The organism is Rhizobacter sp. Root1221, assembly GCF_001425785.1.
Taxonomy (GTDB): Bacteria; Pseudomonadota; Gammaproteobacteria; order Burkholderiales; family Burkholderiaceae_C; genus Rhizobacter.
Window position 1 is genome coordinate 1 of sequence record NZ_LMDI01000011.1, and the last position, 24,452, is coordinate 24,452.

Sequence of the window (24,452 nt, forward strand, 5' to 3'; positions counted from 1 at the left end):
GGGCGAACGACACGGCGAGCAAGGGAATGCGGGAGTCGGTTGCCCAGCAGGCGCGCCCGGAACTCACCGCCGCGAAGATCATCGTCTCGGGCGGCCGGGCGCTGGGCAGCAGCGACAAGTTCAACGAGGTGCTCACGCCGCTGGCCGACAAGCTCGGCGCGGCCCTGGGCGCCAGCCGCGCGGCGGTGGACGCAGGCTACGCACCGAACGACTGGCAAGTGGGCCAGACCGGCAAGATCGTGGCCCCGCAGCTGTACATCGCCGCGGGCATCTCGGGGGCCATCCAGCACCTGGCCGGCATGAAGGACTCCAAGGTCATCGTGGCCATCAACAAGGACCCCGAGGCGCCCATCTTCAGCGTGGCCGACTACGGCCTGGAGGCCGACCTGTTCACTGCGGTACCGGAGTTCGTGCAAGCTCTCTGACCCGATCGAAGCAGCACCCACCCGGAGCGAACCGAATGAACAACCCGTCCGACATTCCTTCTGTTCGCGACCTGGTGTCACCCGAGGAGTGGCGCGCCCGGGTCGACCTGGCCGCCGCCTACCGCCTGGTGGCGCTCTTCGGGTGGGACGACCTGGTCTTCACGCACATCTCGGTGCGTGTGCCGGGAGAAGAGCACCAGTTCCTGATCAACCCGTACGGGTTGTTCTTCGAGGAGATCACGGCGTCGAGCCTGATCAAGGTCGATCACCATGGCAAGCCGCTGATGCCGTCGCCGTACCCGGTGAACCCGGCCGGCTTTGTCATCCACAGCGCCGTGCACGAGGCCCGCCCCACGGTCAATTGCGTGCTGCACACCCACACATTGCATGGCGTGGCGGTGTCGGCACAGGCCGGCGGGCTGTTGCCCATCTCTCAACAGTCGGGTTTCCCCCTCACCAACCTCGCGTACCACGCCTACGAAGGGGTGGCGTTGCGCGACGAGGAAAAGGCGCGGCTCGTGGCTGACCTCGGCACCGCCAACAGCATGGTGCTGCGCAACCACGGGTTGCTGACGTGCGGCCGTTCGGTGGCCGAGGCGTTCCAGGCGATGTACACACTGGAGACGGCGTGCCGCATCCAGATCCTCGCGCAGTCGGGAGGCACACCGCTCACGCTCGTGCCGCAGTCCATCATCGACACCATGGGCCAGCAGGCACGTGAGGTCAGCAAGGGCCTGGGCGCGAACCTCGTGTGGCCCGGCCTGCTGCGCCGGCTCGACCGCCGCAATCCCGGCTACGACGCCTGAGAGGCCCGCGCGCCATGGCCATCCTCGTCCTGTCGAACCCGTTGCCGTCGGCCCCATTCGCCGAAGCCCTGCGCCGCGCCGCGCCCGATGTGGCCGTGTGGACCGAAACCGATGACCCGCCGCCCGGCCAGGTGGAGGCCATCCTCGCGTGGCGCATGAAGGCAGGCATCGTGCCGAAGTACCCGAACCTCAAGGTGCTGTGTTCCACCGGTGCGGGCGTCGACAAGCTGCTCGTCGAAGACCTCCCGGCCACCGTGCCGCTCACGCGGGTGGTCGATCCCGCGCAGGGGGTCGAGATCGCGCAGTACGTGGTGGCCCAGACGCTCGCGTTCACGCGCGACCTGCCGTTGTATGCGCGGCAGCAGGCCGCCGCACAGTGGCGCCGCCACCCGGTGCGCCTGGCGTCGCAATGCCGCGTGGGGGTGATGGGCCTGGGTGCCGTGGGCCAGGCCATCGCGCGGGCGTTTGCACCGCTCGGCTATCCGGTGGCCGGCTGGAGCCGCAGCCCGCGTGTGCTGCCGGGCATCCAGTGCCACGCCGGCCACGACGCGCTGCACCGCTTCCTCGCGCACACCGACATCCTCGTGTGCGCGCTGCCGCTCACGCCCGAGACCCGCCACCTGATGAACCGCCACACCCTCGGGCAGTTGCCGCGTGGCGCGTTCGTGGTGAACGTGGGCCGGGGTGAACAGCTCGATGAAACCGACCTGCGCGCGCTGCTCGACGACGAGCACCTTGCCGGTGCCGCGCTCGACGTGTTCGACCGCGAGCCACCACCGGCCGACAACTGGGTGTGGTCGCACCCGAAGGTGTCGGCCACGCCCCACATCGCCGCCCAGGCGTCGTTCGACGTGGTGGCCCAGCAGTGCGTGGACGCGTGGCGGAGTGCCTGCGCGGGGCACACACCGGCCCTCGCGGTGGACCGCACCGCGGGTTACTGAGCACTGAACCCCATGGCCCTGCAAGACCTGTTCATCCGCGACTTCGGCGTGATCGCCGACCTCGTCCGCCACCACGCCGGACACACCCCGGCGCGCGCCGCGCTGGTGGACCCGGACCAGACCCTGTCATACGCCGCACTCGACGCACTGATGGACCGCATCGCCGCGAGCCTGCAGCGCGACGGACTCGAGCCCGGTGACACCATCGCGATCTGCGGCACGATGACGGTGCCGTACGCGGCCGTGTTCCTCGGGGCGCTGCGCGCAGGCGCCGTGGTGGCGCCGCTGGCCCCGGGATCGACCCCGGCGAGCATCGTCAGGATGCTGGCCGACGCCGATGCGAAGCTGCTGTTCACCGATGCCAGCGCCACCGGCACCGTGGCGTTGGCCAGCACGCGCCGCGTGCGGCTCGACGGCGGGCTCGACAGCTGGCTGGTGGCCGAGGGCACGCGGCCTGCGCCGGTGCATCCCGAGCCGTCGTGGCCGTTCAACATCATCTATTCATCGGGCACCACGGGTGCCCCGAAGGGCATCGTTCAACCTCACAGCATGCGCTGGGCGCACGTTCGGCGTGCGGCCACGTACCAGTACGGCGGACCCGACGGCGTGACGCTGCTGTCCACCCCGCTGTACTCCAACACCACGCTCGTGGTGTTCTTCCCCACCATCGCGTGGGGCGGCACCGTGGTGCTGATGCCGAAGTTCGATGCGGGGGCGTACCTGGCGCTTGCCGAGCGGCATCGCGTGACCCACACGATGCTGGTGCCCGTGCAGTACCAGCGCCTGATGGCCCACCCCGACTTCGACCGCCACGACCTGTCGTCGTTCAAGTTCAAGTTCTGCACCAGCGCGCCCTTCGGCGCTGCGCTCAAGGCGGACGTGCTGAAGCGCTGGCCTGGCGGTCTCGTCGAGTTCTACGGCATGACCGAGGGCGGTGGCACCTGCATCCTCGAAGCCCACCTGAACCCCACCAAGCTGCACACCGTGGGCCGCCCCGCGGAGGGCCACGACATCCGGCTCATCGACGACGCGGGCGTGGAAGTGGCCCCCGGCGAGGCGGGCGAGGTGGTGGGCCATTCACCGGGCATGATGAGCGGCTATCACGGCCAGCCCGAGAAGACACGCGAGGCCGAGTGGTTCGCACCCGATGGCAAGCGGTTCATCCGCACCGGTGACGTGGGCCGCTTCGATGCCGACGGGTTCCTGACGCTGTTCGACCGCAAGAAGGACATGGTGATCAGCGGCGGCTTCAACATCTACCCGAGCGACCTCGAGGCCGTGTTGCGGCAGCACGAGGCCGTGGCCGATGCGGCCGTGGTGGGTGTGCCGTCGGTGCAGTGGGGCGAAACGCCGGTGGCCTTTGCCGTGCGGCGGCCCGGCTCGGCGGCCGAGGCCGACGTGGTGCTGCAGTGGGTGAACCAGCAGGTGGGCAAGACCCAGCGGCTGGCCGGCCTGCAATGGATCGACGAACTGCCGCGCAGCGCGATCGGCAAGGTGCTCAAGCGCGAGCTGCGCGATCGCTACGTGGACCGGTGATCCGTCACCGGCCGCTGACGCTGGCCACGTAGCGCGCGATGGCGCGGATCTGGGCGTCGGTGAGCGAGTCCTTGTACGACGGCATCAACCCCACGCCGTTGCGCAACGCGGCCGCCACGCGGTCGGCCGACGGTTTCAGTTCGTCGAGCACCGGACCCACCTCGCCGGTGGTGCCCGCGTCCTTCAGGGTGTGGCACACGGCGCAGGCCGGCACCGCACCGTTCACGAACAGGGCCTTGCCCACGGCGAGGTCGTCGCCGGCCGCCAGTACCGGTGCGGCCGCCAGGGCCAGCAGCCACAGCGTGTGCCGCATCAGGCCACCGTGACCTGCACCGCGTGGTCGGCCCAGCTGTTGTTGCCGTAGCCGCTGACGTTCTCGAGGCGCTGCTCGGGCTGCACGTTGCCGGCAGCATCCGTGGCGCGGCTCACCATCGTGTACTTGCCGGCAGGGATCTTGAGCTGCGACGCGAACTGGCGCCACGCGAAACGGCCGAGGTCGGGGCCCACGAAACCGGCGGTGTGCCACACCTTGCCGCCGTCCACCGAGATCTCCACCTTCGTCACAGGGCTCGTGCCGCTGAACGCCACGCCGTGCACCTGCAGCAAGCCGGCCTTGACCGTGCCGGTGTCCGGGTGCGGCGCGTTGATCCACGACTTCACGTTCACCTCGAGCACCGACGCCTGGCTCGGGTCGGCCTTTGCGCCGAGCGGGGTGATGCGGTAGCCGTGCTGCATGATCTTCGCGTCGGACTCCTTCGCGGTGAAGGCCACGCGCTTGACGTACTTGATGTTGTTGACGCCTTGGTACCCCGGCACCACGAGGCGCAGCGGGCCGCCGTGCGCGAGCGGCAGCGGGGCGCCGTTCATCTCCCACGCCAGCAGGGCATCGCCCAGCGCCTTGATGGGCAGCGAGCGTTCCACCACCACGCTTTGCGGGTCCACGCCCTCGGGCAGCTTCTCGCCGCCAGTGCCCGTCAGGTACCCGAGCGAGGCATCGGCCAGGCCCCCGAGGGCCTCCACCACGGCGCGCAGCGGCACGCCGCTCCACACGACACACCCGGCCGCACCCACCGTCCATGGCGTGCCGCTCGGCTTGTGCGGGAAGAACCCGCGGCCATTGCCCGAACACTGCAGCACGGTGGCCACCGAATCGAGGCCGAGGGTCTTGAGCTCGGCGACGGTCAGCGTGCGCGGGTTGCGCACACCCTCGATCGACACGGCCCACGCGTCGCGGTCCGCCACGATGGACGCGGGTGGCGTGGGCAGGTTGTTGCGGATGTAGAGCTGCTCGGCCGGTGTGATCACGCTGCTGCCGAACGCGCTGCGTTTGGTCTCGATGGTGGTGCTGCTGTGAACGATGAGGCTGGCCGCGTCCTTCCAGGCAGCGTACTCGGGCAGGGCCTTCGCCTGCGCGGTCGCAGCACCCGACCATGAGCCCAGGCCGGCGGCGGCAAGGGCACCGGCGGAGCCGGCGAGCAGATGGCGGCGTGGGATCGAGGTGGTCGTGGCAGTCATGGGGTCTCCGGAAAAGGGGGGGCTCGGTTTTTGCGCGGGCGAGTATTGCAGCATCGCGCCGGTGACGCCGGATGCGATACATCCCGCAACCCTTCAGCGGGTTCTAGGGAGTGCAAGCCGCCACGTGATCAGGCAGGGACCCACACCCCGACCGGAGCCACACCAAGAACAAGCGAGCAAAGCGAAGCGCCAGATCAAGCTACCGCCGAGCCCGGGTCCCCCGGGCGACCGCGGGCGCCCCTCGGGGGCAGGAGCGAAGCGACGGGGGGCCCTATTTCATGGCCAGTCCCAGGCGCTCGATCAGGCGCTTGTCCTTCACGTACGTCTCCCGCGCCCATCGCGCATAGTCCTCCCCGCTGCGGTACCAGACATCCTGGTTCAGTTGCGCCATGATCTCGGCATGCTTGGGGTCGTCGAGCGCCTTCTTGAAGGCGTCGTGCAACACATTCACCACGGCCGGGTCCATGCCCTTCGGGCCCACGAGGCCATACGGCGACGTGGAGACCACGTTGTAGCCCAGGTCCTTCGCGGTGGGCACCTGCGGCCAGCGTTTCGTGCGCTTGTCGCCGAAGGTCACCAGCAGGCGCATCTGGCCGTTGTCGACGAACTTGTCCCAGCCCGAGGCGTCGCTCTGCGCCATCACGTGGCCGCCCAGCAGCGCCTGCATCAGGTCGGCGTTGCCCTTGAACGGGATGTGGTTCAACTGCACCTTCGCATTCGCCGAGACTTCTTCCATCAGCAGGTGCGGCGACGTGCCGATGCCGGTGGAGCCGTAGTCGATCTTGCCGGGGTTCTTGCGGGCCGCGTCGATGTACTCGTTGAAGGTCTTGTACGGCGAGTCGGCGCGCACCGTGAAGCCGAACGTGTAGCCAGAGATGCCGATGATGAACGTGAAGTCGGTGATGGGGTTCCACGGCACCTTCTGCATGTGGGGCACCCGCAGCATGCCCATCGGGAACTGGGAGATCGTGTAGCCATCGGGCTTGGCCGTCAGGGCCATCGCACCCGGGCCCAGCGTGCCGCCGGCACCGGGCTTGTTCTCGATGATGATCTGCTGGCCCAGGTACTTGCCGGCGATCTCCGCGAGCGCGCGGTGGTGGCGGTCGGTGGAGCCGCCGGCGGGCCACGGCACGATGATGGTGATGGGCTTGTTGGGGAATGCCTGGGGCTGGGCGGTGCCCATGGCCGGGAGGAGGGCGGTGCCGATCGCGCCGAGCAGCACGCTGCGGCGATGAACGCGTGGTTTCACGGACGGTCTCCTGAAAGTGGACGCTGGGCGGGCGAGGGGATTGCCCGAAGAGAGGGAGCCTGCGCTCTGGTGGTTGTCTTCTGGCCCGCGCGCCCGAGTCTGCGCCGCAGGGTCAGGGGCCGCTTCCGGGATTTACCCGGATCGCTTGGCCGCCTCTTGTTCCTGCAGTTCCCGCCACATCACCTTGCCGGAGCCGGATTTGGGCAGCGAGGGGACGAACTCGACGAGACGCGGGCTCTTGTAGACCGCCATGTGCTCGTGCGCCCAGGCCACGATGTCCTGTTCGGTGACCTGGCCCACGTGGGAGGGGCGCAACACCACGAGCGCCTTGACGGTCTCGCCGCGTTTCACGTCGCTGGCCGCGATCACGCACACTTCCTGGATGGCCGGGTGGCGGTACATCAGGCTTTCCACTTCCGCTGGCCATACCTTGAAGCCCGACGCATTGATCATGCGTTTCAGGCGATCCACCATGAAGAAGTAGCCGTCCTCGTCGATCCGGGCCAGGTCGCCGGTGCGCAGGAACCGCTTGCCGCCGATCTCGACGAACGCGGCCCGCGTGGCCTCGGGATTGTTCCAGTAGCCCTGCATCACCTGCGGGCCGTGCACGACGATCTCGCCGGTTTCGCCCACGCCCACCTCGGTCATCGTGGCCGGATCCACGACACGTGCATCCACGTCGTACACCGGGATGCCCAGGCACTGCGCCTTGGGGCGGTGCGGCGGGTTGATGTGGGTGGCGGCCATCGTCTCCGACATGCCGTAGCCTTCCACGTAGAACAGCCCGGTGCGCTCGTGGAGCTTGTGGGCGATGGCCTCGGGCATCGCCGCGCCGCCGCCGCGCACGCCGTCGAGGCTCGAGATGTCGTACGGCAGCACGTCGTCGTTCGACAGGAAGTCGATCATCATCGTGGAGATCACCTGCCACGACGACACGCGGTAGCGCTCGATCAGGCGGGCCGCCGCGACGCGGTCCCAGCGTGGCAACACCACCACCGTGCCGCCCGAGAACAGCGGGCCGTTCAGGCCGCCGGCCATGCCGGTCACGTGGAAGAACGGCAGCACCGAGAGGTACACGGTGTCTTGCGTGCGGTTGAACCACTGCAGGCCGCCCAGCAGCGTGCACATCACGCTGCGGTGCGTGTGCACGCAACCCTTCGGGTTGCCGGTGGTGCCCGACGTGTACGGCATCACGCACACGTCGTCGGGGCCGGCGGTGAGCGGCCCCGGTGCCAGGTCGCGGGCAAGCACGTCGGTCCACGGCGTGACGCCCGGGCGTGTGAGCGGCTGGCGCGGCGCGCGCACGAAGTCGGGCACGGGCAGGTCGGTGGGGTTCTTCAGGTAGTCGCTGTAGGTGGCGACGACCAGGTGCTTCAGCCCCTGTCCGGCACCATCGCCCAGCAGCGGTTCGATCTGGTCGAAGAGGTCTTGTGGCACGAGGGCCGTGGTGGCCCCGCTGTTGTGCACGTAGTGCCCGAGCTCGGCGGTGCGGTTCATCGGGTTGACCGGCACCACCACCGCGTTGGCCCGCAGGATGCCGTAGTACGCCAGCATCCATTGCGGGCTGTTCTGCATGTACAGCAGCACGCGGTCACCGGCCTTGACGTGGCATTCCTGTTGCAGGAACCCGGCGATGCGCTCGGCTTCCGCCTTGAACTCGCGGAACGTGATGGCCGTGTCGTAGAAGACGATGTACGGCTTGTCGGGGAACCGCGCGGCGGAGACTTCGGCGTTGAACCAGACGTTGGTCTCGGGCAGCGTCAGGTGGGCCGGCAACCCCGGCGGCCAGTGGGGGCGGTGGCGGTCTGACATCAGGCTGCTTTCACGAGGTCGCGAGAAGGTTGAACGATAGAACAACGGCAGAGAAAAGTACTGCAAGCAGAGCGCACGGAAACCCCAGGTCGAGCAAGCGGTGTCGGTTCGATGGTCCGCGGGCCCGGAGGCCCGCGGGCGTCACGCGGTCAGGGCTTCTGCAGGTAGCGGCTCAGTTCTTCCTTGGCGATGGCGTTGCGGTGCACTTCGTCCGGACCGTCGGCGAACCGCAGCGAGCGGGCGCTGGCGTAGGCGTGGGCCAGGCCGAACTCGTCGCTCATGGCGCCGCCGCCGTGCACCTGCATGGCCCAGTCGATCACCTGGCACGCCATGGCCGGTGCGGCCACCTTGATCATCGCGATTTCCTGGCGGGCGTGCTTGTTGCCCACCTTGTCCATCTTGAAGGCGGCATTCAGCACGAGGAACCTTGCCTGGTCGATCAGGATGCGCGAGTTGGCGATGCGTTCACGGGTCACGCCCTGGTCGGCGATCTTGCGGCCGAACGCGGTGCGGCTCAGGGCCCGCTTGCACATCATCTCGAGCGCGCGTTCGGCGCGGCCGATGAGGCGCATGCAATGGTGGATGCGGCCCGGGCCGAGGCGGCCCTGGGCGATCTCGAAGCCGCGGCCTTCACCCAGCAGCATGTTGGACGCCGGCACGCGCACGTTCTCGAAGTCGATCTCGGCGTGACCGTGGGGGGCGTCGTCGAAACCGAACACCGGCAGGTGGCGCAGCACCTTGACCCCCGGGGTGTCCATGGGCACCAGGATCATCGACTGCTGCTGGTGGCGGTTCTGGTGGGTGGGATCCGACTTGCCCATGAAAATCATGACCTTGCAGCGCGGGTCGTTCGCGCCGGACGTCCACCACTTGCGGCCGTTCAGCACGTAGTGGTCGCCATCACGCTGGATGCTCGATTCGATGTTGGTGGCGTCGGACGAGGCCACGGCCGGTTCGGTCATCGCAAACGCGGAGCGGATGGTGCCGTCCAGCAGCGGCTTGAGCCATTGTTCCTGCTGCTCCGGCGTGCCATAGCGCACGATGGTTTCCATGTTGCCGGTGTCGGGCGCCGAGCAGTTGAACGGCTCGGGGCCGATGCCGGAGCGGCCCATGATCTCGGCGAGTGGGGCGTACTCGAGGTTCGTGAGGCCTGCGCCCAGCTTCGACTCGGGCAAGAACAGGTTCCAGAGGCCGGCGGCCTTCGCCTTGCCTTTCAGTTCCTCGATGATGGGGGTGGGCTGCCACGCGTTGCCGGCCCGGCGGAAGCCTTCGAGCTGGTGCTCGAACACGGCCTCGGCGGGATACACGTGGTCTTCCATGAACTCGGTGACGCGCTTCTGCAGGCCCTTGACCTTGTCGGTGTATTCGAAATCCATCGTATCTCCTCGTCGTGGTGAACGGTCCGCGGTCGTCAGCGGGTGCTGACGATGGTTTGCGCGAGTTCCCACGCCTGCTCGGCGAGGGGCCGGGTGCGCTTGCCGGCGGCCAATGCTTCGGTGCTGGAGGCATTGCCCTGCAACGCTCGGGCGGTGATGCCCTGCAGGATGCCTACCAGGCGGAACATGTTGAACACCAGATAGTAAGACCACTGATCGGGCGTGACAGTCGCCGAGGTGCCACGACCTGTGCGTTTCATGTACGCCTGGACGTACTCGGATTCGGACGGGATGCCCAGTTGCTTCAGGTCGGCCCCGGCCAGGCCGCGCGCCACGTTGGCGGGCATGCGCCACGTCATGCAGTGGTACGCGAAGTCGACGAGTGGGTGGCCGAGCGTGGAGAGTTCCCAGTCGAGCACCGCGAGCACGCGGGGTTCGGTGGGGTGAAAGACCATGTTGTCCAGGCGGTAGTCGCCGTGGACGATGCGGGTCTCGTCGCCGGCCGGGATGTGCTGCGGCAGCCAGTCGATCAGGCTGTCCACCGCATCGATCTTTTCGGTTTCGGCCGCACGGTATTGCTTCGTCCAGCGGGCCACCTGGCGCTCGATGTAGTTGCCGGGCTTGCCGTAGTCGCCCAGGCCCACGGCCACCGGGTCCACCGAGTGCAACGCGGCGATCACGCGGTTCATCTCGTCGAAGATGGCGGTGCGCTCGGCGTTGTCGCGTGCCTCGGGCACCGTGGGGTCCCACATGATGCGGCCGTCCACGCAGTCCATGATGTAGAACATGGTGCCGATGACCTCGGTGTCCTCGCACAGCGCGTAGGCCTTGGCCACCGGCACGTCCGTCTTCGCGAGTGCGCTGATGACACGGAACTCGCGGTCCACCGCGTGGGCGGACGGGAGCAGCACGCCCTTCGGCTTGCGGCGCATCACGTAGCGTTTGCCGCCGGCGCTGAGGCGGAACGTGGGGTTCGACTGCCCGCCCTTGAACTGCTCGACCACCAGGTCGCCACGGAAGCCGGCTACATGCTGGCGCATGTAGCCCGCCAGGCGTTCGACGTCGAAGGCCTGGGCTTCTGAAACGGGGCGGGTGCCGACGAACTTGTCCGTGTCGCTCATGGGTGTGTCACACCACTTCGAAGAGGCCGGCGGCGCCCTGGCCGCCGCCGATGCACATCGTCACGACGACGTACCTGGCGCCGCGGCGCTTGCCTTCGATCAGCGCGTGGCCGGTCAGGCGGGCGCCGGTGACACCGTACGGGTGGCCCACCGCGATGGCGCCGCCGTTGACGTTCAGGCGGTCGTCGGGGATGCCCAGCTTGTCGCGGCAGTAGATGACCTGCACGGCAAAGGCCTCGTTCAGCTCCCACAAGCCGATGTCGGAGACCTTCAGGCCGGTCTGCTTCAACAGCTTGGGGATGGCGAACACCGGGCCGATGCCCATCTCGTCCGGCTCGCAGCCGGCCACCGCGAACCCGCGGAAGATGCCCAGCGGCTGGATGCCACGCTGCTCGGCGAGCTTGCCGTTCATCACGACCACGGCCGACGAACCGTCGGAGAACTGGCTCGCGTTGCCGGCGGTGATCACGCCGCCCGGCAGCGCCGAACGGATCTTCGAGACGCCTTCGATCGTGGTGTCGGCGCGGATGCCTTCGTCCGACGAGATCGTCACTTCCTTCGTGGCCAGGCGGCCGGTTTCCTTGTCGGCCACGCCCATCACGGTGGTCATGGGCACGATCTCGTCGTTGAACTTGCCGGCGGCCTGCGCGGCGGCCGCACGCAACTGGCTGCGCACGCCGTACTCGTCCTGCAGTTCCTTGGAGATCTTGTAGCGCGACGCCACCTGTTCGGCCGTCTGCAACATGCTCCAGTAGATTTCGGGCTTGTGTTCGACGAGCCACGGGTCGGCGCGCATGTGGCGATTGACCTCGTTCTGCACACACGAGATGGACTCGACACCACCGCCCACCACCACCTGCGCGCCGTCGACGATCACGCTGTGCGCGGCCATCGCGATGGCCTGCAGGCCCGACGAGCAGAAGCGGTTGATGGTGACCCCGGCCGTGGTGACCGGCAGGCCCGCGCGCAGCGCGATGGCACGGGCCACGTTGCCGCCGGTGGTGCCTTCGGACAGCGAGCCGCCGAAAAACACGTCCTCGACCTCGGCCGGGTCGATGCCGGCGCGCGCCACGGCGTGTTGTACAGAATGGGCGCCGAGGGTGGCGCCGTAGGTCATGTTGAAGGCACCCTTCCAGCTCTTGGCGAGGCCGGTGCGGGCGGTGGAGACGATGACGGCGTCGGTCATGGGGATGTCCTTGGAATTTGTCGGCGGTTCGCCGTGGGAAGGTGGGGACCCCGGCCTTCGCCGGGGTGACGCCGGGCGGCGCGCGTTTCGCGCCTGCGGGGCGTCAGTTGAAGTTCTTGCCTTCTTCGGCCAGCTTCACCAGCAGCGGCGCCGGCGTCCAGAACTTCACGTCGACACCCGGTTCGGCAGCGATGCGCTTGAGCGCACGCACCACGTTCGCGAGACCCACCTGGTCGGCATACAGCATGGGGCCGCCGCGGTGGGCCGGGAAGCCGTAGCCGTTCAGGTACACGATGTCGATGTCGGACGCGCGTTGCGCGATGCCCTCTTCGACGATGCGGGCACCTTCGTTGACCATCGCGAAGATGGTGCGCTCGATGATGTCCTCGTCGCTGATCTTGCGCGGGGTGATGCCACGTTCCTTGCGGAAGTCGGTGATCATCTGCTCGACCACGGGGTCCGGGATGGGGTCGCGCTTGCCGGCTTCGTAGCGGTACCAGCCCGCGCCGGTCTTCTGGCCGAAGCGGCCGGCTTCGGCCAGGCGGTCGGCCACGATGGGGGTGTAGGCTGCGGGGTTGGCTTCCCGGCGGCGCTTGCGGCCGGCGTAGCCGATGTCGAGGCCGGCCAGGTCACCCATGCGGAAGATGCCCATCGCGAGGCCGAACTTCTGCAGCGCGGCGTCCACCTGCTGCGGCAGGGCGCCTGCGTTGATCAGGTCGTTCGCGGCCATGCCGTAGCGGGCCACGATGCGGTTGCCGATGAACCCGTCGCACACGCCTGACACCACGGCGATCTTCTTGATCTTCTTCGCGAGCTGCATCGACGTGGCGAGCACGTCCTTGCCGGTCTTGGCGCCGCGCACCACCTCGAGCAGGCGCATCACGTTGGCCGGGCTGAAGAAGTGCAGGCCGATCACGTCCTGCGGGCGTTTCGTGAACGCGGCGATCTGGTCGAGGTTCAGCGCCGACGTGTTGGAGGCCAGGATCGAACCCGGCTTCATCACCTCGTCGAGCGTCTTGAACACGGTCTCCTTGACCTCGATGCTTTCGAACACGGCCTCGATGGCGAGGTCCACGTTGCGAAAGCCGTCGTAGCTCAGCGTGGGGGTGATGAGCCCCATGCGTTCATCGAGCTTGGCCTGCGTAAGCTTGCCCTTCTTGAGCGAGTTCTCGTAGTTCTTGCGGATGGTGGCGAGGCCCTTGTCGAGCGCTTCCTGCCTGGCTTCGAGCAGCACGACCGGGATGCCGGCGTTGACGAAGCTCATCGCGATGCCACCGCCCATGGTGCCCGCACCGATGATGCCCACCGACTCGATCGCGCGCACCGGGGTGTCGTCGCCGACGTCGGCGACCTTCGAGGCGGCCCGTTCAGCCTGGAAGATGTGGCGCAGCGCACGCGACTCCGGGGTCTGCATGAGGCCGAGGAACAACTCGCGTTCGATCTTCAGGCCTTCGTCGAACGACTTGCCCACCGACGCGGCCACGGCCTCCACGCACTTCAGCGGGGCCGGGAAGTTCTTCGAGGCCGCGCCCACGGTGTTGCGGGCGAATTGGAGGAACGCGTCGGCGTCGGGTTGCTTGACCTTCAGGTCGCGCACACGCTTGAGCGGCAGCTTGTCGGCCACGGCCTTTTCGGCGAACTGGACCGCGCCGTCCACCAGGTCGCCTTCGATGATGGCGTCGAGCAGCGGGGTGCCCGCGAACGTCGCGGCAGGCACCGGTGCACCCGACAGGATCATGTTGAGCGCGGCCTCCAGGCCCACGAGGCGCGGCAGGCGCTGCGTGCCGCCAGCGCCGGGCAGCAGGCCGAGCTTCACTTCGGGCAGGCCCAGCTGGGCGTCGGGCCTGGCCACGCGGAAGTGCGCGCCGAGGGCCAGCTCCAGCCCGCCCCCCAGCGCCACGCCGGCAATGGCGGCCACCACCGGCTTGGTCGAGCTCTCGACTGCCTTGATCACCGTCCCCAGGTTGGGTTCGAAGCCGGATTTGGGCGTGCCGAACTCGCGCACGTCGGCACCACCCGAAAACGCCCGGTCGGAACCCGTGATGACGATGGCCGAGACCTTCGGGTCGGCCAGTGCGCGGTCCAGGCTGTTCACGATGCCGACACGCAGCGCGTGGCCGAGGCCGTTGACTGGCGGATTCGACAGCGTGACGACCGCGACGGTGCCGCGCACGTCGTACCGGGTGGATGGTTGTTGGGTCATGTTCGGGGTTCCTCTTGGCAGCAGACGTGGAATGGAACGGGCCTGAAACAACATGCCGCGGAATGTCTCGTGTTCCGCTGTGCAGGCCTTTATCTCGAAAATCGAACCATCGTAGCCAGACCCCCGAGGCTTGTAAACAAGGCGAATCCCGGGCCGGACCACACGGAACTTCGGAGTAGGTTGCAGAATGGCGCGGCGCGCAATCACCCAGGCGACACAACCGCTGAATTAGGGAATCGGGAAAGTTCCGATTTCAACTTTTGTGTTTTGCAATGCAGAATATGAAACTGCCCACGTCACGTGCCGAGGAGACAACCCGCATGAACTTCGAATACACCCCCGAACAGCAGGCGTTCCGGAAGGAAGTCCGCAGCTTCCTGGAGTCGGCGCTGCCGGTCGACATCCGCGAACGGCAGGCTCTCGGCAAGCGCCTGGAGGCGGCCGACATCACACGCTGGCAGAAGATCCTCCATGCGAAGGGCTGGGGCTGCAGCAGCTGGCCGGAGCAGTACGGCGGCACGGGGTGGAATTCGGTGCAGCGCCACATCTTCGATGAAGAGTGCGCCGACGTGGGCACGCCCATGCAGCTGCCGTTCGGCCTGAAGATGGTGGCCCCGGTGATCATGAAGTTCGCGAACGAGGCACAGAAGGCCCACTTCCTGCCCCGCATCCTGTCGGCCGAGGATTGGTGGTGCCAGGGCTACTCCGAGCCGGGCGCCGGCTCCGACCTGGCCTCGCTGAAGACCCGCGCGGTGCGCGGCACCGATGCCGGCGGCGAGCACTACATCGTCGATGGCCAGAAGACCTGGACCACGCTCGGCCAGCATGCCGACTGGATCTTCTGCCTCGTGCGCACCAGCACCGAAGGCCGCCAGCAAGAAGGCATCTCGTTCCTGCTGATCGACATGAAGACGCCGGGCATCACCGTGCGGCCCATCATCATGCTCGACGGTGAACACGAGGTGAACGAGGTCTGGTTCGAGAATGTGCGCGTGCCGGTCGAGAACCGCGTGGGCGAGGAGAACAAGGGCTGGACGTACGCCAAGTTCCTGCTGGGCCACGAGCGCACCGGCATCGCCGGCGTGGGCCGCTCCAAGGCGGCCCTGAAACGCCTGAAGGCGCTTGCCCGCCGCCAACCCGGCGACAACGGTCGCCCCCTCATCGAGGACGCCCGCTTCCGCGACCGCATCGCCCAGGTCGAACTGGAGCTGATGGCGCTCGAGATCACCAACCTGAAGGTCATCTCGAACGAGGACAAGCACCTGCCCCCGGGCCCGGAAGCCTCGATGCTGAAGATCAAGGGCTCGGAGATCCAGCAGACACTGGGCGAGCTGACGATGCAGGCGCTCGGGTGGTACGCGCTGCCGTACACGCCGGAGAGGCTGTCGGTTGACTGGCAAGGTGAACCGCTGTCCCCCACGTTCGAACAACGCGACGTGGGCAGTACCGGCCACTACTTCAACCTCCGCAAGACCACCATCTACGGTGGTTCGAGCGAAGTGCAGAAGAACATCATCGCGCAGATGATCCTCGGCCTCTGACCCCCCTGGAAGCGCACGGAGAACACACATGGATTTCAACCTCAGCGAAGAACAGATCGCCATCCAGGACAGCCTGCGCCGCTACCTGACGAAGGACTACGGGTTCGAACAACGCCGCACCATCGCCAGGTCGGCCGACGGTTTCAGCCGCGAGGCCTGGGCCACGTACGCCGAACTCGGCCTGCTGATGCTGCCGTTCTCGGAAGCGAACGGCGGCCTCGGTGGCAACGCCGTCGACACGATGGTCGTGATGGAAACGCTCGGCGTGAACCTCGCGCTCGAGCCGTACCTGGGCACCGTGGTCGTGGCCGGCAGCGTCATCGCCGACCTCGGGTCCGACGTCCAGCGCGACAAGCTGCTCGGTGGCATCACGGGCGGCTCGCTGCTGGCGGCGCTCGCGCACCAGGAGCCGGGTGCGCGCTACAACCGCCAGCGCGTCGCCACCACCGCGCATCGCGATGGCGCCGGCTACGTGCTGAATGGCCACAAGGCCGTGGTGCTGGGCGCGCCGTCGGCCGACCAGCTGCTCGTGTCGGCCCGCACGTCGGGTGCGGCCGGTGACGCCACCGGGGTCACGGTGTTCCTGGTCGACCCGAAGGCGGCTGGTGTCACCGTCGTGGCCTACACGAACCAGGATGCGCAGCGTGCCGGCGAGGTGAAGCTGTCGAACGTGACGGTGGGGGCCGACGCCGTGCTCGGCCCGGTGGACGGCGCGCTGCCGGCCATCGAACGGGCCATCGACCGCGGCATCGCGGGCCTGTGCGCCGAGGCCGTGGGCATCATGACCGCGCTCAACGCCACCACGCTCGACTACCTGAAGCAGCGCAAGCAGTTCGGCGTGCCCATCGGCAAGTTCCAGGCGCTGCAGCACCGCATGGCCGACATGGCCATCGCGGCCGAGCAGGCGCGGTCGATGGCCACGCTGGCCGCGCTGAAGGCCGACGCGGAAGACCCGGCTGAACGCAGCCGTGCGGTGTCGGGTGCCAAGGCCTACGTCGGCCAGGCCCTGCGCAAGGTGGGGCAGGATGCCGTGCAGATGCACGGCGGCATGGGCGTGACCGACGAGCTGATGGCCGCGCACTACTTCAAGCGGCTGACGATGATCAACGCCACCTTCGGTGACGCGGACCACCACCTGGCCCGCTTCAGCGACACGCTGCTGGCCGCCTGAGCGGCCGCCCGCGGAACGAGCCCCGCTCGGGCCCGTTCCGCCCTTTGCAAGGAACCGCCCCAGTGAGTGACATCATCAACCGCCGCGACCTGGACTTCCAGGTGTTCGAGGTGCACGACGCCGAATCGCTGACACGCCGCGAGCGCCATGCCGACCACAGCCGAGAAACCTTCGCCGCCACGCTCGACACCGCCCAGGCCATCGCCACCGACAAGTTCGCGCCGCACAACCGCGAGTCCGACGAACACGAGCCGCAGTTCGATGGCCAGAAGATCACGATCATCCCGGCCGTCAAGGAGGCCCTGGACGCCTACTGCGCCGCCGGCATGATGTCCCCCACGAAGGACTACGACCTCGGCGGCATGCAGCTGCCGGTGCTCGTGGCCCAGGCCGCATCGGCGCTGTTCAAGAGCGCCAACGGCCCCACGCTGTCGTACGCCGGCCTCACGTCGGGCAACGCCAACGTCATCCAGAACTTCGGCACCGAGCGCCAGAAGAAGAAGTACCTGGCTGCGCTGCTGTCGGGCCGCTTCTTCGGCACGATGGCGCTCACGGAACCCCAGGCCGGGTCCAGCCTGTCCGACCTGACGACCCGGGCCACGCCCAACGGCGACGGCACGTATGCCATCAAGGGCAACAAGATCTTCATCTCGGGCGGCGACCACGAGATGACCGAGAACATCGTGCACCTGGTGCTCGCGCGCATCCCCGGTGCGCCCGCGGGTGTGAAGGGCATCTCGCTGTTCACGGTGCCGAAGTACCACACCGACGAGCGCGGCCAGGTGGGTGCCCGCAACGACGTGGCCCTCGCTGGCCTGATCCACAAGATGGGTTGGCGCGGCACCACGTCCACGATGCTGTCGTTCGGTGAAAAGGGCCAGTGCACCGGCGAGCTCGTGGGGGTGGAACACCAGGGCCTCGCGTGCATGTTCCAGATGATGAACGAGGCGCGCATCGGCGTGGGCATGGGCGCGGTGATGTACGGCTACCGCGGCTATCTCGCGTCGCTGCAGTACGCCCGCGAGCGGCCGCAGGGCCGGCTGCCTGGCAACAAGAACCCGCTCGACCCGCAGGTGCCGCTGATCCAGCACGCCGACATTCGCCGCATGCTGCTCGCGCAGAAGGCGTACGTGGAGGGCGCGCTGTCGCTCGGCCTGTATGCCGCCCGCCTGGTGGATGATCAGCGCACCGGCGAGACCGAGGCGCAACGCACCGAAGCCGGCCTGCTGCTCGACCTGCTCACGCCCGTCGTGAAATCGTGGCCGTCGCAGTGGTGCCTGGAGGCCAACAGCCTGGCCATCCAGGTCCTCGGGGGCTACGGCTACACCCGCGAGTACCCGGTGGAGCAGTACTACCGCGACAACCGCCTCAACATGATCCACGAGGGCACCCACGGCATCCAGGCGCTCGACCTGCTGGGCCGCAAGGTGATGATGCAGCAGGGCGCCGCGCTCGAGCTGCTGGGCCGCGAGGTGCGCAAGACGGTGCAGGCCGCCGCGGGCCACGACGGGCTGCGGGCGTTTGGTGAATCACTGGCCGCCGCATGGAACGACGTCACCGAAACCGTGCGGCAGATCGGTGCCGTGCTGGCACAGGACGGCGATCGCGCGCTGGCCAATGCCACCGTGTTCCTCGAGGCGTTCGGCCACACCGTGATGGCGTGGACCTGGCTGCGCCAGGCGCTGGTGGCCGCACGTGGCCTGCCATCTGCGGCCAACGGCGAGGAGCGTGACTTCTACCTCGGCAAGCTGCGTGCGTGCCAGTGGTTCTTCCACTGGGAGCTGCCTCGCAACGGCCCGCAACACGCGCTGTTGCGCAGCCTCGACGACTCGACGCTGACGATGTCTCCGTCCTGGTTCTGAACCGGCCTGCCTTCATGTCCGACTCCGACGATCACCCCACCCGGCCCGCCGGTGCCCAACGACGGCTGACCATGCAGAAGATCCATGTCTTGTTGAAGAAGGAAGAGCTGGACGGGGAACGCCTCGACAGCAAGGTGGTGATCGTCCTCGACATCCTGTTTGCCACCACCACCATGGTCGGTGTGCTGGCCGACGGTGCCACGGCGGTGTTGCCCATGCCCGATGGGGATGCCGCGTTGGCCGAGGTGGCCCGCCACCCGGCCGGCAGCTGCCTGCTGGCGGGTGAACTCAACGCCGAGACGCTGCCGGGTTTCCTGAGTGCCACGCCGGCGAACCTGCTGGCCGAAGGGGTGAAGGGCCGCGCGCTGGTCTACGCCACCACCAACGGCACGCCAGCGGTGCTGGCTGCGCGGTCGGCCCATGCGGTGTTCGTGGCCGCGCTGACCAACGCCCGGGCGGTGGTGGACCACGTGGTGCGGCACCACCCGGACCGCACGGTGCTGCTGGTGTGTGCCGGGTCGGCCGGCCGTTTCAACCTCGAGGACTTCTACGGCGCGGGGTACCTCGTATCGCTGTTCCGCGCGGCCGCAGGGCAGCGCGAGTACACCGACGCGGCGCTGGCCGCCGACCTGCTGCATGCGCAGGGCGAAGGCCAGCCGGAAGAACGGCACGCGCTCTGGCTCGCCCGCGTGGGTCAGCGCATGCTGTCGAAGGGGCTCGAAAGCGAGGTACGGTACGCCGCCCGCAAGAGCTGGCTCGACGTGGTGCCGTGTTTCGACGGCGAGCGGGTGGTGCCGGCCTGATTCAGCGCAGCAACGAGGCTTCGAGGCGCGACACGGTCTCGATCAGCCGAGGCCGCACCTCGTTGAGCAGGAAGTCCTTCGACAGGTTGAACGACGGGCCGCCGCAGTTGATGGCCATGGGGGGCAGGCCGTTGCCGGGCTGGAACGCGCGAGCGATGCCGTTGACGTCCTTCTGCCAGTCACCGAACGAACATGTGACCCCGAGGGTGCGGTAGTCCTCCACCGCACGTTCGATGCCGTCGCGGATGTCGGGCCAGGCCACCTCGTCGAGTTCCTGCACCCGTTCCATGAAATCGAGGCGCTCGCGGTCGGGGATGGCGGCGAGGTAGGCACGGCCGATGGCCGACGATGCCACCGGAATGCGCGAGCCCACGTCGAGGCTCAGCGTGAGGGCCGCCGAGCTGCGGCAGTTCTCGACGTAGATCATTGACAGCCGGTCGCGGGTGCCGAGCGACACCATGGACCGCGACGCATCGGCCAGTTCCTGCATCAGCGGGCGGGCGATCTGGCGCACGTCCAGGCGGGCGAGCATGGCGCTGCCGAGCGACAGCGTGGCGGTGCCGAGGCGGTACTTGCCACTTTCCTCGATCTGGATCAGGTAGTCGAGCTTGGTGAGCGTGGACGTGAGGCGCGACACCGTGGACTTGGGCAGCTTGCAGCGCTGCGCGATCTCCTGGTTGCCGAGCGCCTTGTCGCCGGAGCGGAAACAGGCGAGCACCTCGAGGCCCCGGGCCAGGGCGGTGACGAAGTGGCGGTCTTCTTTTGCGGCGGGTTTGCCGGGGGTGGCGGTGGGATTCATCGGGTCAGGGGTCCTGCACAGCGCGGCCTCTTGGGAATCGAAGGCCGCCAATGGATCAAAAGTGGAACACAAATCTGCAAATCGTGGGTGATGGCAATCCCGGGTGGGGGCACTGCCGTGTGCCGTCATCCTCGTTTTCGGGCACTCGAAAGCACGGTATGGCCGTTCAGCACGGGTGAAAGTTGACACCGGGATTCCCAGCATCAACAATCACGATCCGTTCTCGTAATCGGAATGTTGTTCTGCAATGCAGTTCTGTCATCAGGACGCACGGCGCTCACCGAAGAATCCTGACCTGCTGGGGACCCTCATGGACCTGACCTTTACCCCCGAAGAACAAGCCTTCCGCGAAGAGGTGCGCTCGTTCGTGCGCACGAAGCTCCCCGAGCGCATCCGCCACAAGGTGACGAACAGCCTGCACCTCACGCGAGACGACCACGTGCTGTGGCAGCGCACGCTGCATGAGCGCGGCTGGGGCGGCCCGGGTTGGGCCAGGGAGTTCGGCGGCCCCGGCTGGAATGCCGTGGAGCAGTACATCTTCGAGGAAGAATGTGCCGCCGGCGGCGCGCCGCGCCTGATCCCGTTCGGCATCAAGATGGTGGCGCCGGTGATCATGGCCTTCGGGTCGCCCGAACAGCAGCAACGCTTCCTGCCGAAACTCAGCAGTGCCGAGGAATGGTGGTGCCAGGGCTACTCCGAGCCGGGTTCCGGTTCCGACCTGGCCTCGCTGAAGATGCGCGCGGTGCGCGGTGTGGACGCCCAGGGCGATCACTACGTCGTCAACGGCCAGAAGACCTGGACCACGCTCGGCCAGTACGCCGACTGGATCTTCTGCCTGGTGCGCACCGACCCGCAGGCCAAGGCCCAGCGGGGCATCAGCTTCCTGCTGATCGACATGAAAAGCCCCGGCATCACGGTGCGCCCCATCATCACGCTGGACGGCGCACACGAGGTGAACGAGGTGTGGTTCGAGGATGTGCGGGTGCCCGCGGGCAACCTCGTCGGTGAAGAGAACAAGGGCTGGACATACGCCAAGTTCCTGCTGGGCCACGAGCGCACCAACATCGCCGGCATCGGCATTGCCAAGCGCGAGCTGGCCCGCCTGAAACGCGTGGCCGCGGCCGAGAAGAAAAACGGCCGCCCGCTGCTCGAGGATCCGTTGTTCTCCGCCAAGGTGGCCCAGGTCGAAGTGGACCTCACCGCGCTCGAGATGACCAACCTGCGCGTGCTGTCGGCCGAGAAGGACAAGCGGGCGCCAGGTCCGGCCGCATCCATCCTGAAGATCAAGGGCACCGAGATCCAGCAGGCCATCACCGAGCTGCTGCTGCAGGCCGTGGGCCCGTACGCGTTGCCGTACATCCCCGAGGCGCTGGCCGCGGGGTATGCGGCCGCCCCGGTGGGTCCTCAATACGCCGCGTCGCTCGCCGCGCACTACTGCAACATGCGCAAGCTGTCGATCTACGGTGGCTCCAACGAGATCCAGAAGAACATCATTTCCCAGCAGCTGCTGGGCCTGTAAGGAACGCTCATGGACTTCAATTTCAGCGAAGAGCAACTGCAACTGCAGGAAGCGGTCACCCGCTTCGTCCAGGGCGACTACAGCTTCGAACACCGCCGCGCCGTGCTCGCCACGCCGCAAGGCTGGAGCCGCGATGTGTGGAAGGGCCTGGCCGACCTGGGTGTACTCGCGATGATCGTCCCCGAAGACCAGGGCGGTCTCGGCTATGGCCCCATCGAAACGCAACTGGCGTTGCAGTCCACGGGTCCGGCGCTGCTGGCTGAACCGTTGCTCACGAGCGGCATCATCGCCACGGCGCTGGTGCGCGACTTCGCCGAGGAGCCGGTCCGCTCCGAACTGCTGGGCCAGCTGGCCACGGGTGAGCGCATCCTCGTGGTGGCCCACCAGGAAGCGGCCGCACGCGGTGATGTGTCGGTGGTGGACACCACGGCCACGGCCACGGCCTCCGGCGGCGGTGTCGTGCTGAACGGCGCCAAGTCGGTGATCTACCACGCCGCGGCGGCCGATGAGCTCATCGTGTCGGCCCGGGAAGGCGCCGGCGTGTCGTTGTTCCGCGTGCCGAAGGGCACCGCGGGGCTCGACCTGCGGCCGTACGCCACCATCGATGGCCAGCGTGCCGCCGAGGTGACCCTCACGAACGCGACGCTGCCGGCGTCTGCGCGGCTCGGCGCCGCCGGCCAGGGCCTGCTCGCCGTGGAACGTGCGCTCGACATCGGGTTGGCCGCGGTGACCGCCGAGGCGGTGGGCATCATGGAAGCCACCGTCAGCGCCACCGGCGAGTACCTGAAGACCCGCCAGCAGTTCGGCCAGCCCATCGGCCGCTTCCAGGCCCTGCAGCACCGCATGGCAGACATGCTGCTGCACCTGGAGCAGGCCCGTTCGATGAGCTACCTGGCCGCGATGGACTGCGAGAACACCGACGATGACGCCCGGCGCCAGACGCTGTCGGCCGCCAAGGTCACCATTGGCCAGGCGTGCCGTTTCATCGCGCAGCAGTCGGTGCAGCTGCACGGGGGCATGGGCATGACCGACGAGCTGAACGTGAGCCACTGGTTCAAGCGGCTGCTGGCCATCGAATTGAGTTTCGGCGATACCGACCTGCACCTCGAGCGGTTCGCCAAGCTGAGCCAACGAGCCGCCTTGCAGGCCGCCTGAGCCCCCGGCGCCGGGATGACCCGGGAACTGCACGCTCATCCTTGATAATCCGTTGAAAGTGCGGTCCGGCTCCTCCGGGCCGTCCGGCAACAAGAATCAAGGGCAGGTGCAGATGCAGCGCATCGTGATCGTGGGTGGTGGTGCGGGTGGGCTGGCGCTGGCCACCCAGTTGGGCAAACGGCTGGGCCGCAAGGGCCTCGCCGAAATCACGCTGATCGACTCGGCGCGCACCCACGTCTGGAAACCGCTGCTGCACCAGCTGGCCGCCGGCAGCTTCGACACCCACGCCGAGGAGATCGAATACCTCGCGCAGGCCCGCTGGAACCACTTCAAGTTCCGCCTCGGCACCCTCGTGGGCGTGGACCGGGCCGCCAAGACCGTGCAGCTGTCCGCCAGCTACGACGAAGCCGGCGAGGAAATCACCCCCGCGACGCAGTTCCCCTACGACACGCTGGTCATCTCGGTGGGCAGCCAGACCAACGACTTCGGCACGTTGGGTGCTGCCCAGCACACCATCAAGCTCGACACCCCGCAGGCCGCCAAGCACTTCAACGACCGCCTGATCAATGCGTGCATCCGCGCGCAGAGCGTGCCGCGGTCGGCCGGCAGCGGCCGCCTCACGGTGGCCATCGTGGGGGGCGGTGCCACCGGCGTCGAACTCGCGGCCGAACTGCACGCCGCCGCCCGGGTGCTCGCGAACTTCGGCTTCGAGCACATCCACCCCGAGAAGGACCTGCAGATCGTGCTCGTGGAGGCCGCGCCGCGCCTGCTGTCGCAGCTGCCCGAACGCTTGAGCGAGGCCGCGGTGCGGGAGCTGCGCAAGCTTGCCATCGAGGTGCACACCAACGAGAAGGTGGTGGAGGTGACCGCCGACAGCCTGAAGATGGCCAGCGGCCGCGTGGTGGGGTCGTCCCTCACCGTGTGGGCGGCTGGCGTGAAGGCGGCCGACTTCCTCAAGACGCTCGGCGGCGACCAGCCGCTCGAGACGAACCGCCTGAACCAGCTGATGGTCAACGGCAACCTGCAGACCACGCTCGACCCGTCCATCTACGCGTTCGGCGACTGCGCGGCGTGCCCGCAGCCCAACGGCACCTGGGTGCCCCCGCGCGCGCAGGCCGCCTACCAGCAGGCCATGTACCTTGCCCGAGCGCTGCCCCGCCTGATCCGCGGCGACGCGGCCACGCCGTTCCAGTTCAAGGACCAGGGGTCGCTGGTGTCGCTGTCGGAGTACTCGTCGGTGGGCAGCCTGATGGGCAGCCTCACGCGCGGCAGCCTGTTCATCGAAGGCCGCGCGGCCCAGTTCATGTACTGGTCATTGCACAAGCAGCATCAGCTCGCGCTGGGCGGGTGGAAGAAGATGATCCTGATCACCTTGTCCGAAATGCTGGACCGCACCCACCGCCCGCGCATCAAGTTGCATTGAACGCACGGC

20 protein-coding genes are annotated in these 24,452 nt (G+C 67.9%); 11 read left to right on the top strand and 9 right to left on the bottom strand.

Going from position 1 to position 24,452, the window contains the following annotated elements:
• The 4 genes from ASC87_RS09145 to ASC87_RS09160 all read left to right on the top strand — a co-directional run.
• The coding region (locus ASC87_RS09145) for an electron transfer flavoprotein subunit alpha/FixB family protein (RefSeq protein ID WP_200954334.1) at nucleotides 1-425 on the top strand (425 nt) is incomplete at its 5' end.
• Between the two features lie 35 nt (nucleotides 426-460).
• A complete protein-coding gene (locus tag ASC87_RS09150) occupies nucleotides 461-1,231 on the top strand; it encodes a class II aldolase/adducin family protein (RefSeq protein WP_056659869.1) in 771 nt (256 codons plus the stop codon).
• A gap of 14 nt (nucleotides 1,232-1,245) precedes the next feature.
• The gene (locus ASC87_RS09155) at nucleotides 1,246-2,172 is read left to right on the top strand and encodes a glyoxylate/hydroxypyruvate reductase A (RefSeq protein WP_056659872.1); all 927 of its coding nucleotides are present in this window, start codon (nucleotides 1,246-1,248) and stop codon (nucleotides 2,170-2,172) included.
• Between the two features lie 12 nt (nucleotides 2,173-2,184).
• Nucleotides 2,185-3,708, top strand: a complete 1,524-nt coding sequence (locus ASC87_RS09160) for a class I adenylate-forming enzyme family protein (RefSeq protein WP_056659875.1) — start codon at nucleotides 2,185-2,187, stop codon at nucleotides 3,706-3,708.
• 4 nt (nucleotides 3,709-3,712) lie between these two features.
• On the opposite strand, the gene ASC87_RS09165 is transcribed toward ASC87_RS09160, so the two are convergent.
• The 8 genes from ASC87_RS09165 to ASC87_RS09200 form a co-directional block, all read right to left on the bottom strand.
• The gene (locus tag ASC87_RS09165) at nucleotides 3,713-4,021 is read right to left on the bottom strand and encodes a cytochrome c (protein WP_056659877.1); all 309 of its coding nucleotides are present in this window, start codon (nucleotides 4,019-4,021) and stop codon (nucleotides 3,713-3,715) included.
• Complete coding sequence (locus ASC87_RS09170; protein ID WP_056659881.1) at nucleotides 4,021-5,223, bottom strand: sulfite oxidase; 1,203 nt, start codon at nucleotides 5,221-5,223, stop codon at nucleotides 4,021-4,023. The genes ASC87_RS09165 and ASC87_RS09170 overlap by 1 nt, the downstream gene beginning before the upstream one ends.
• 271 nt (nucleotides 5,224-5,494) lie before the next feature.
• Nucleotides 5,495-6,406: a tripartite tricarboxylate transporter substrate binding protein gene (locus tag ASC87_RS09175; RefSeq protein ID WP_369820748.1), complete on the bottom strand. Its 912-nt coding sequence runs from the start codon at nucleotides 6,404-6,406 to the stop codon at nucleotides 5,495-5,497.
• Between the two features lie 198 nt (nucleotides 6,407-6,604).
• Nucleotides 6,605-8,284, bottom strand: coding sequence for a long-chain fatty acid--CoA ligase (locus ASC87_RS09180; protein ID WP_056659886.1), 1,680 nt, complete (start codon nucleotides 8,282-8,284; stop codon nucleotides 6,605-6,607).
• A 149-nt stretch (nucleotides 8,285-8,433) separates the two neighbouring features.
• A complete protein-coding gene (locus tag ASC87_RS09185) occupies nucleotides 8,434-9,660 on the bottom strand; it encodes an acyl-CoA dehydrogenase family protein (RefSeq protein WP_056659889.1) in 1,227 nt (408 codons plus the stop codon).
• A gap of 35 nt (nucleotides 9,661-9,695) precedes the next feature.
• Nucleotides 9,696-10,781 (bottom strand): phosphotransferase, encoded by a 1,086-nt coding sequence (locus ASC87_RS09190; protein ID WP_056659892.1) that lies wholly within the window; start codon nucleotides 10,779-10,781, stop codon nucleotides 9,696-9,698.
• A 7-nt stretch (nucleotides 10,782-10,788) separates the two neighbouring features.
• The gene (locus ASC87_RS09195) at nucleotides 10,789-11,967 is read right to left on the bottom strand and encodes an acetyl-CoA C-acyltransferase (RefSeq protein ID WP_056659894.1); all 1,179 of its coding nucleotides are present in this window, start codon (nucleotides 11,965-11,967) and stop codon (nucleotides 10,789-10,791) included.
• 103 nt (nucleotides 11,968-12,070) lie between these two features.
• The gene (locus ASC87_RS09200) at nucleotides 12,071-14,170 is read right to left on the bottom strand and encodes a 3-hydroxyacyl-CoA dehydrogenase NAD-binding domain-containing protein (RefSeq protein ID WP_056659897.1); all 2,100 of its coding nucleotides are present in this window, start codon (nucleotides 14,168-14,170) and stop codon (nucleotides 12,071-12,073) included.
• Between the two features lie 320 nt (nucleotides 14,171-14,490).
• On the opposite strand from ASC87_RS09200, the gene ASC87_RS09205 reads away from it, so the two are divergent.
• From ASC87_RS09205 to ASC87_RS09220, 4 genes are all read left to right on the top strand, one after another.
• Nucleotides 14,491-15,711, top strand: a complete 1,221-nt coding sequence (locus ASC87_RS09205) for an acyl-CoA dehydrogenase family protein (protein ID WP_056659900.1) — start codon at nucleotides 14,491-14,493, stop codon at nucleotides 15,709-15,711.
• Between the two features lie 28 nt (nucleotides 15,712-15,739).
• The gene (locus ASC87_RS09210) at nucleotides 15,740-16,882 is read left to right on the top strand and encodes an acyl-CoA dehydrogenase family protein (protein ID WP_056659903.1); all 1,143 of its coding nucleotides are present in this window, start codon (nucleotides 15,740-15,742) and stop codon (nucleotides 16,880-16,882) included.
• Nucleotides 16,883-16,944: 62 nt separating this feature from the next.
• Entirely contained in the window at nucleotides 16,945-18,744 is a 1,800-nt protein-coding gene (locus ASC87_RS09215; protein WP_056659906.1) for an acyl-CoA dehydrogenase, read from the top strand.
• Between the two features lie 14 nt (nucleotides 18,745-18,758).
• Nucleotides 18,759-19,547 (top strand): 2-phosphosulfolactate phosphatase, encoded by a 789-nt coding sequence (locus ASC87_RS09220; protein WP_056659909.1) that lies wholly within the window; start codon nucleotides 18,759-18,761, stop codon nucleotides 19,545-19,547.
• 1 nt (nucleotide 19,548) lies between these two features.
• Here ASC87_RS09220 and ASC87_RS09225 read toward each other — a convergent pair whose 3' ends face one another.
• Complete coding sequence (locus tag ASC87_RS09225; protein ID WP_056659912.1) at nucleotides 19,549-20,346, bottom strand: IclR family transcriptional regulator; 798 nt, start codon at nucleotides 20,344-20,346, stop codon at nucleotides 19,549-19,551.
• 310 nt (nucleotides 20,347-20,656) lie between these two features.
• Here ASC87_RS09225 and ASC87_RS09230 point away from each other — a divergent pair, with 310 nt between their 5' ends.
• The 3 genes from ASC87_RS09230 to ASC87_RS09240 all read left to right on the top strand — a co-directional run bounded on the left by ASC87_RS09230 (nucleotide 20,657) and on the right by ASC87_RS09240 (nucleotide 24,443).
• A complete protein-coding gene (locus ASC87_RS09230) occupies nucleotides 20,657-21,865 on the top strand; it encodes an acyl-CoA dehydrogenase family protein (protein ID WP_056659915.1) in 1,209 nt (402 codons plus the stop codon).
• A gap of 9 nt (nucleotides 21,866-21,874) precedes the next feature.
• A complete protein-coding gene (locus tag ASC87_RS09235) occupies nucleotides 21,875-23,020 on the top strand; it encodes an acyl-CoA dehydrogenase family protein (protein ID WP_056659918.1) in 1,146 nt (381 codons plus the stop codon).
• A 112-nt stretch (nucleotides 23,021-23,132) separates the two neighbouring features.
• Nucleotides 23,133-24,443, top strand: a complete 1,311-nt coding sequence (locus ASC87_RS09240; protein ID WP_056660234.1) for an NAD(P)/FAD-dependent oxidoreductase — start codon at nucleotides 23,133-23,135, stop codon at nucleotides 24,441-24,443.
• The last annotated feature ends 9 nt before the right edge of the window (nucleotides 24,444-24,452 follow it).

Coding starts and splice junctions, on each gene's coding strand:
- ASC87_RS09165 (WP_056659877.1), bottom strand. CDS start 4,021: ATGCGGCACACGCTGTGGCTGCTGGCCCTGGCGGCCGCACCGGTACTG.
- ASC87_RS09200 (WP_056659897.1), bottom strand. CDS start 14,170: ATGACCCAACAACCATCCACCCGGTACGACGTGCGCGGCACCGTCGCG.
- ASC87_RS09225 (WP_056659912.1), bottom strand. CDS start 20,346: ATGAATCCCACCGCCACCCCCGGCAAACCCGCCGCAAAAGAAGACCGC.
- ASC87_RS09210 (WP_056659903.1), top strand. CDS start 15,740: ATGGATTTCAACCTCAGCGAAGAACAGATCGCCATCCAGGACAGCCTG.
- ASC87_RS09170 (WP_056659881.1), bottom strand. CDS start 5,223: ATGACTGCCACGACCACCTCGATCCCACGCCGCCATCTGCTCGCCGGC.
- ASC87_RS09160 (WP_056659875.1), top strand. CDS start 2,185: ATGGCCCTGCAAGACCTGTTCATCCGCGACTTCGGCGTGATCGCCGAC.
- ASC87_RS09220 (WP_056659909.1), top strand. CDS start 18,759: ATGTCCGACTCCGACGATCACCCCACCCGGCCCGCCGGTGCCCAACGA.
- ASC87_RS09230 (WP_056659915.1), top strand. CDS start 20,657: ATGGACCTGACCTTTACCCCCGAAGAACAAGCCTTCCGCGAAGAGGTG.
- ASC87_RS09185 (WP_056659889.1), bottom strand. CDS start 9,660: ATGGATTTCGAATACACCGACAAGGTCAAGGGCCTGCAGAAGCGCGTC.
- ASC87_RS09150 (WP_056659869.1), top strand. CDS start 461: ATGAACAACCCGTCCGACATTCCTTCTGTTCGCGACCTGGTGTCACCC.
- ASC87_RS09195 (WP_056659894.1), bottom strand. CDS start 11,967: ATGACCGACGCCGTCATCGTCTCCACCGCCCGCACCGGCCTCGCCAAG.
- ASC87_RS09190 (WP_056659892.1), bottom strand. CDS start 10,781: ATGAGCGACACGGACAAGTTCGTCGGCACCCGCCCCGTTTCAGAAGCC.
- ASC87_RS09175 (WP_369820748.1), bottom strand. CDS start 6,406: ATGGGCACCGCCCAGCCCCAGGCATTCCCCAACAAGCCCATCACCATC.
- ASC87_RS09155 (WP_056659872.1), top strand. CDS start 1,246: ATGGCCATCCTCGTCCTGTCGAACCCGTTGCCGTCGGCCCCATTCGCC.
- ASC87_RS09235 (WP_056659918.1), top strand. CDS start 21,875: ATGGACTTCAATTTCAGCGAAGAGCAACTGCAACTGCAGGAAGCGGTC.
- ASC87_RS09240 (WP_056660234.1), top strand. CDS start 23,133: ATGCAGCGCATCGTGATCGTGGGTGGTGGTGCGGGTGGGCTGGCGCTG.
- ASC87_RS09205 (WP_056659900.1), top strand. CDS start 14,491: ATGAACTTCGAATACACCCCCGAACAGCAGGCGTTCCGGAAGGAAGTC.
- ASC87_RS09180 (WP_056659886.1), bottom strand. CDS start 8,284: ATGTCAGACCGCCACCGCCCCCACTGGCCGCCGGGGTTGCCGGCCCAC.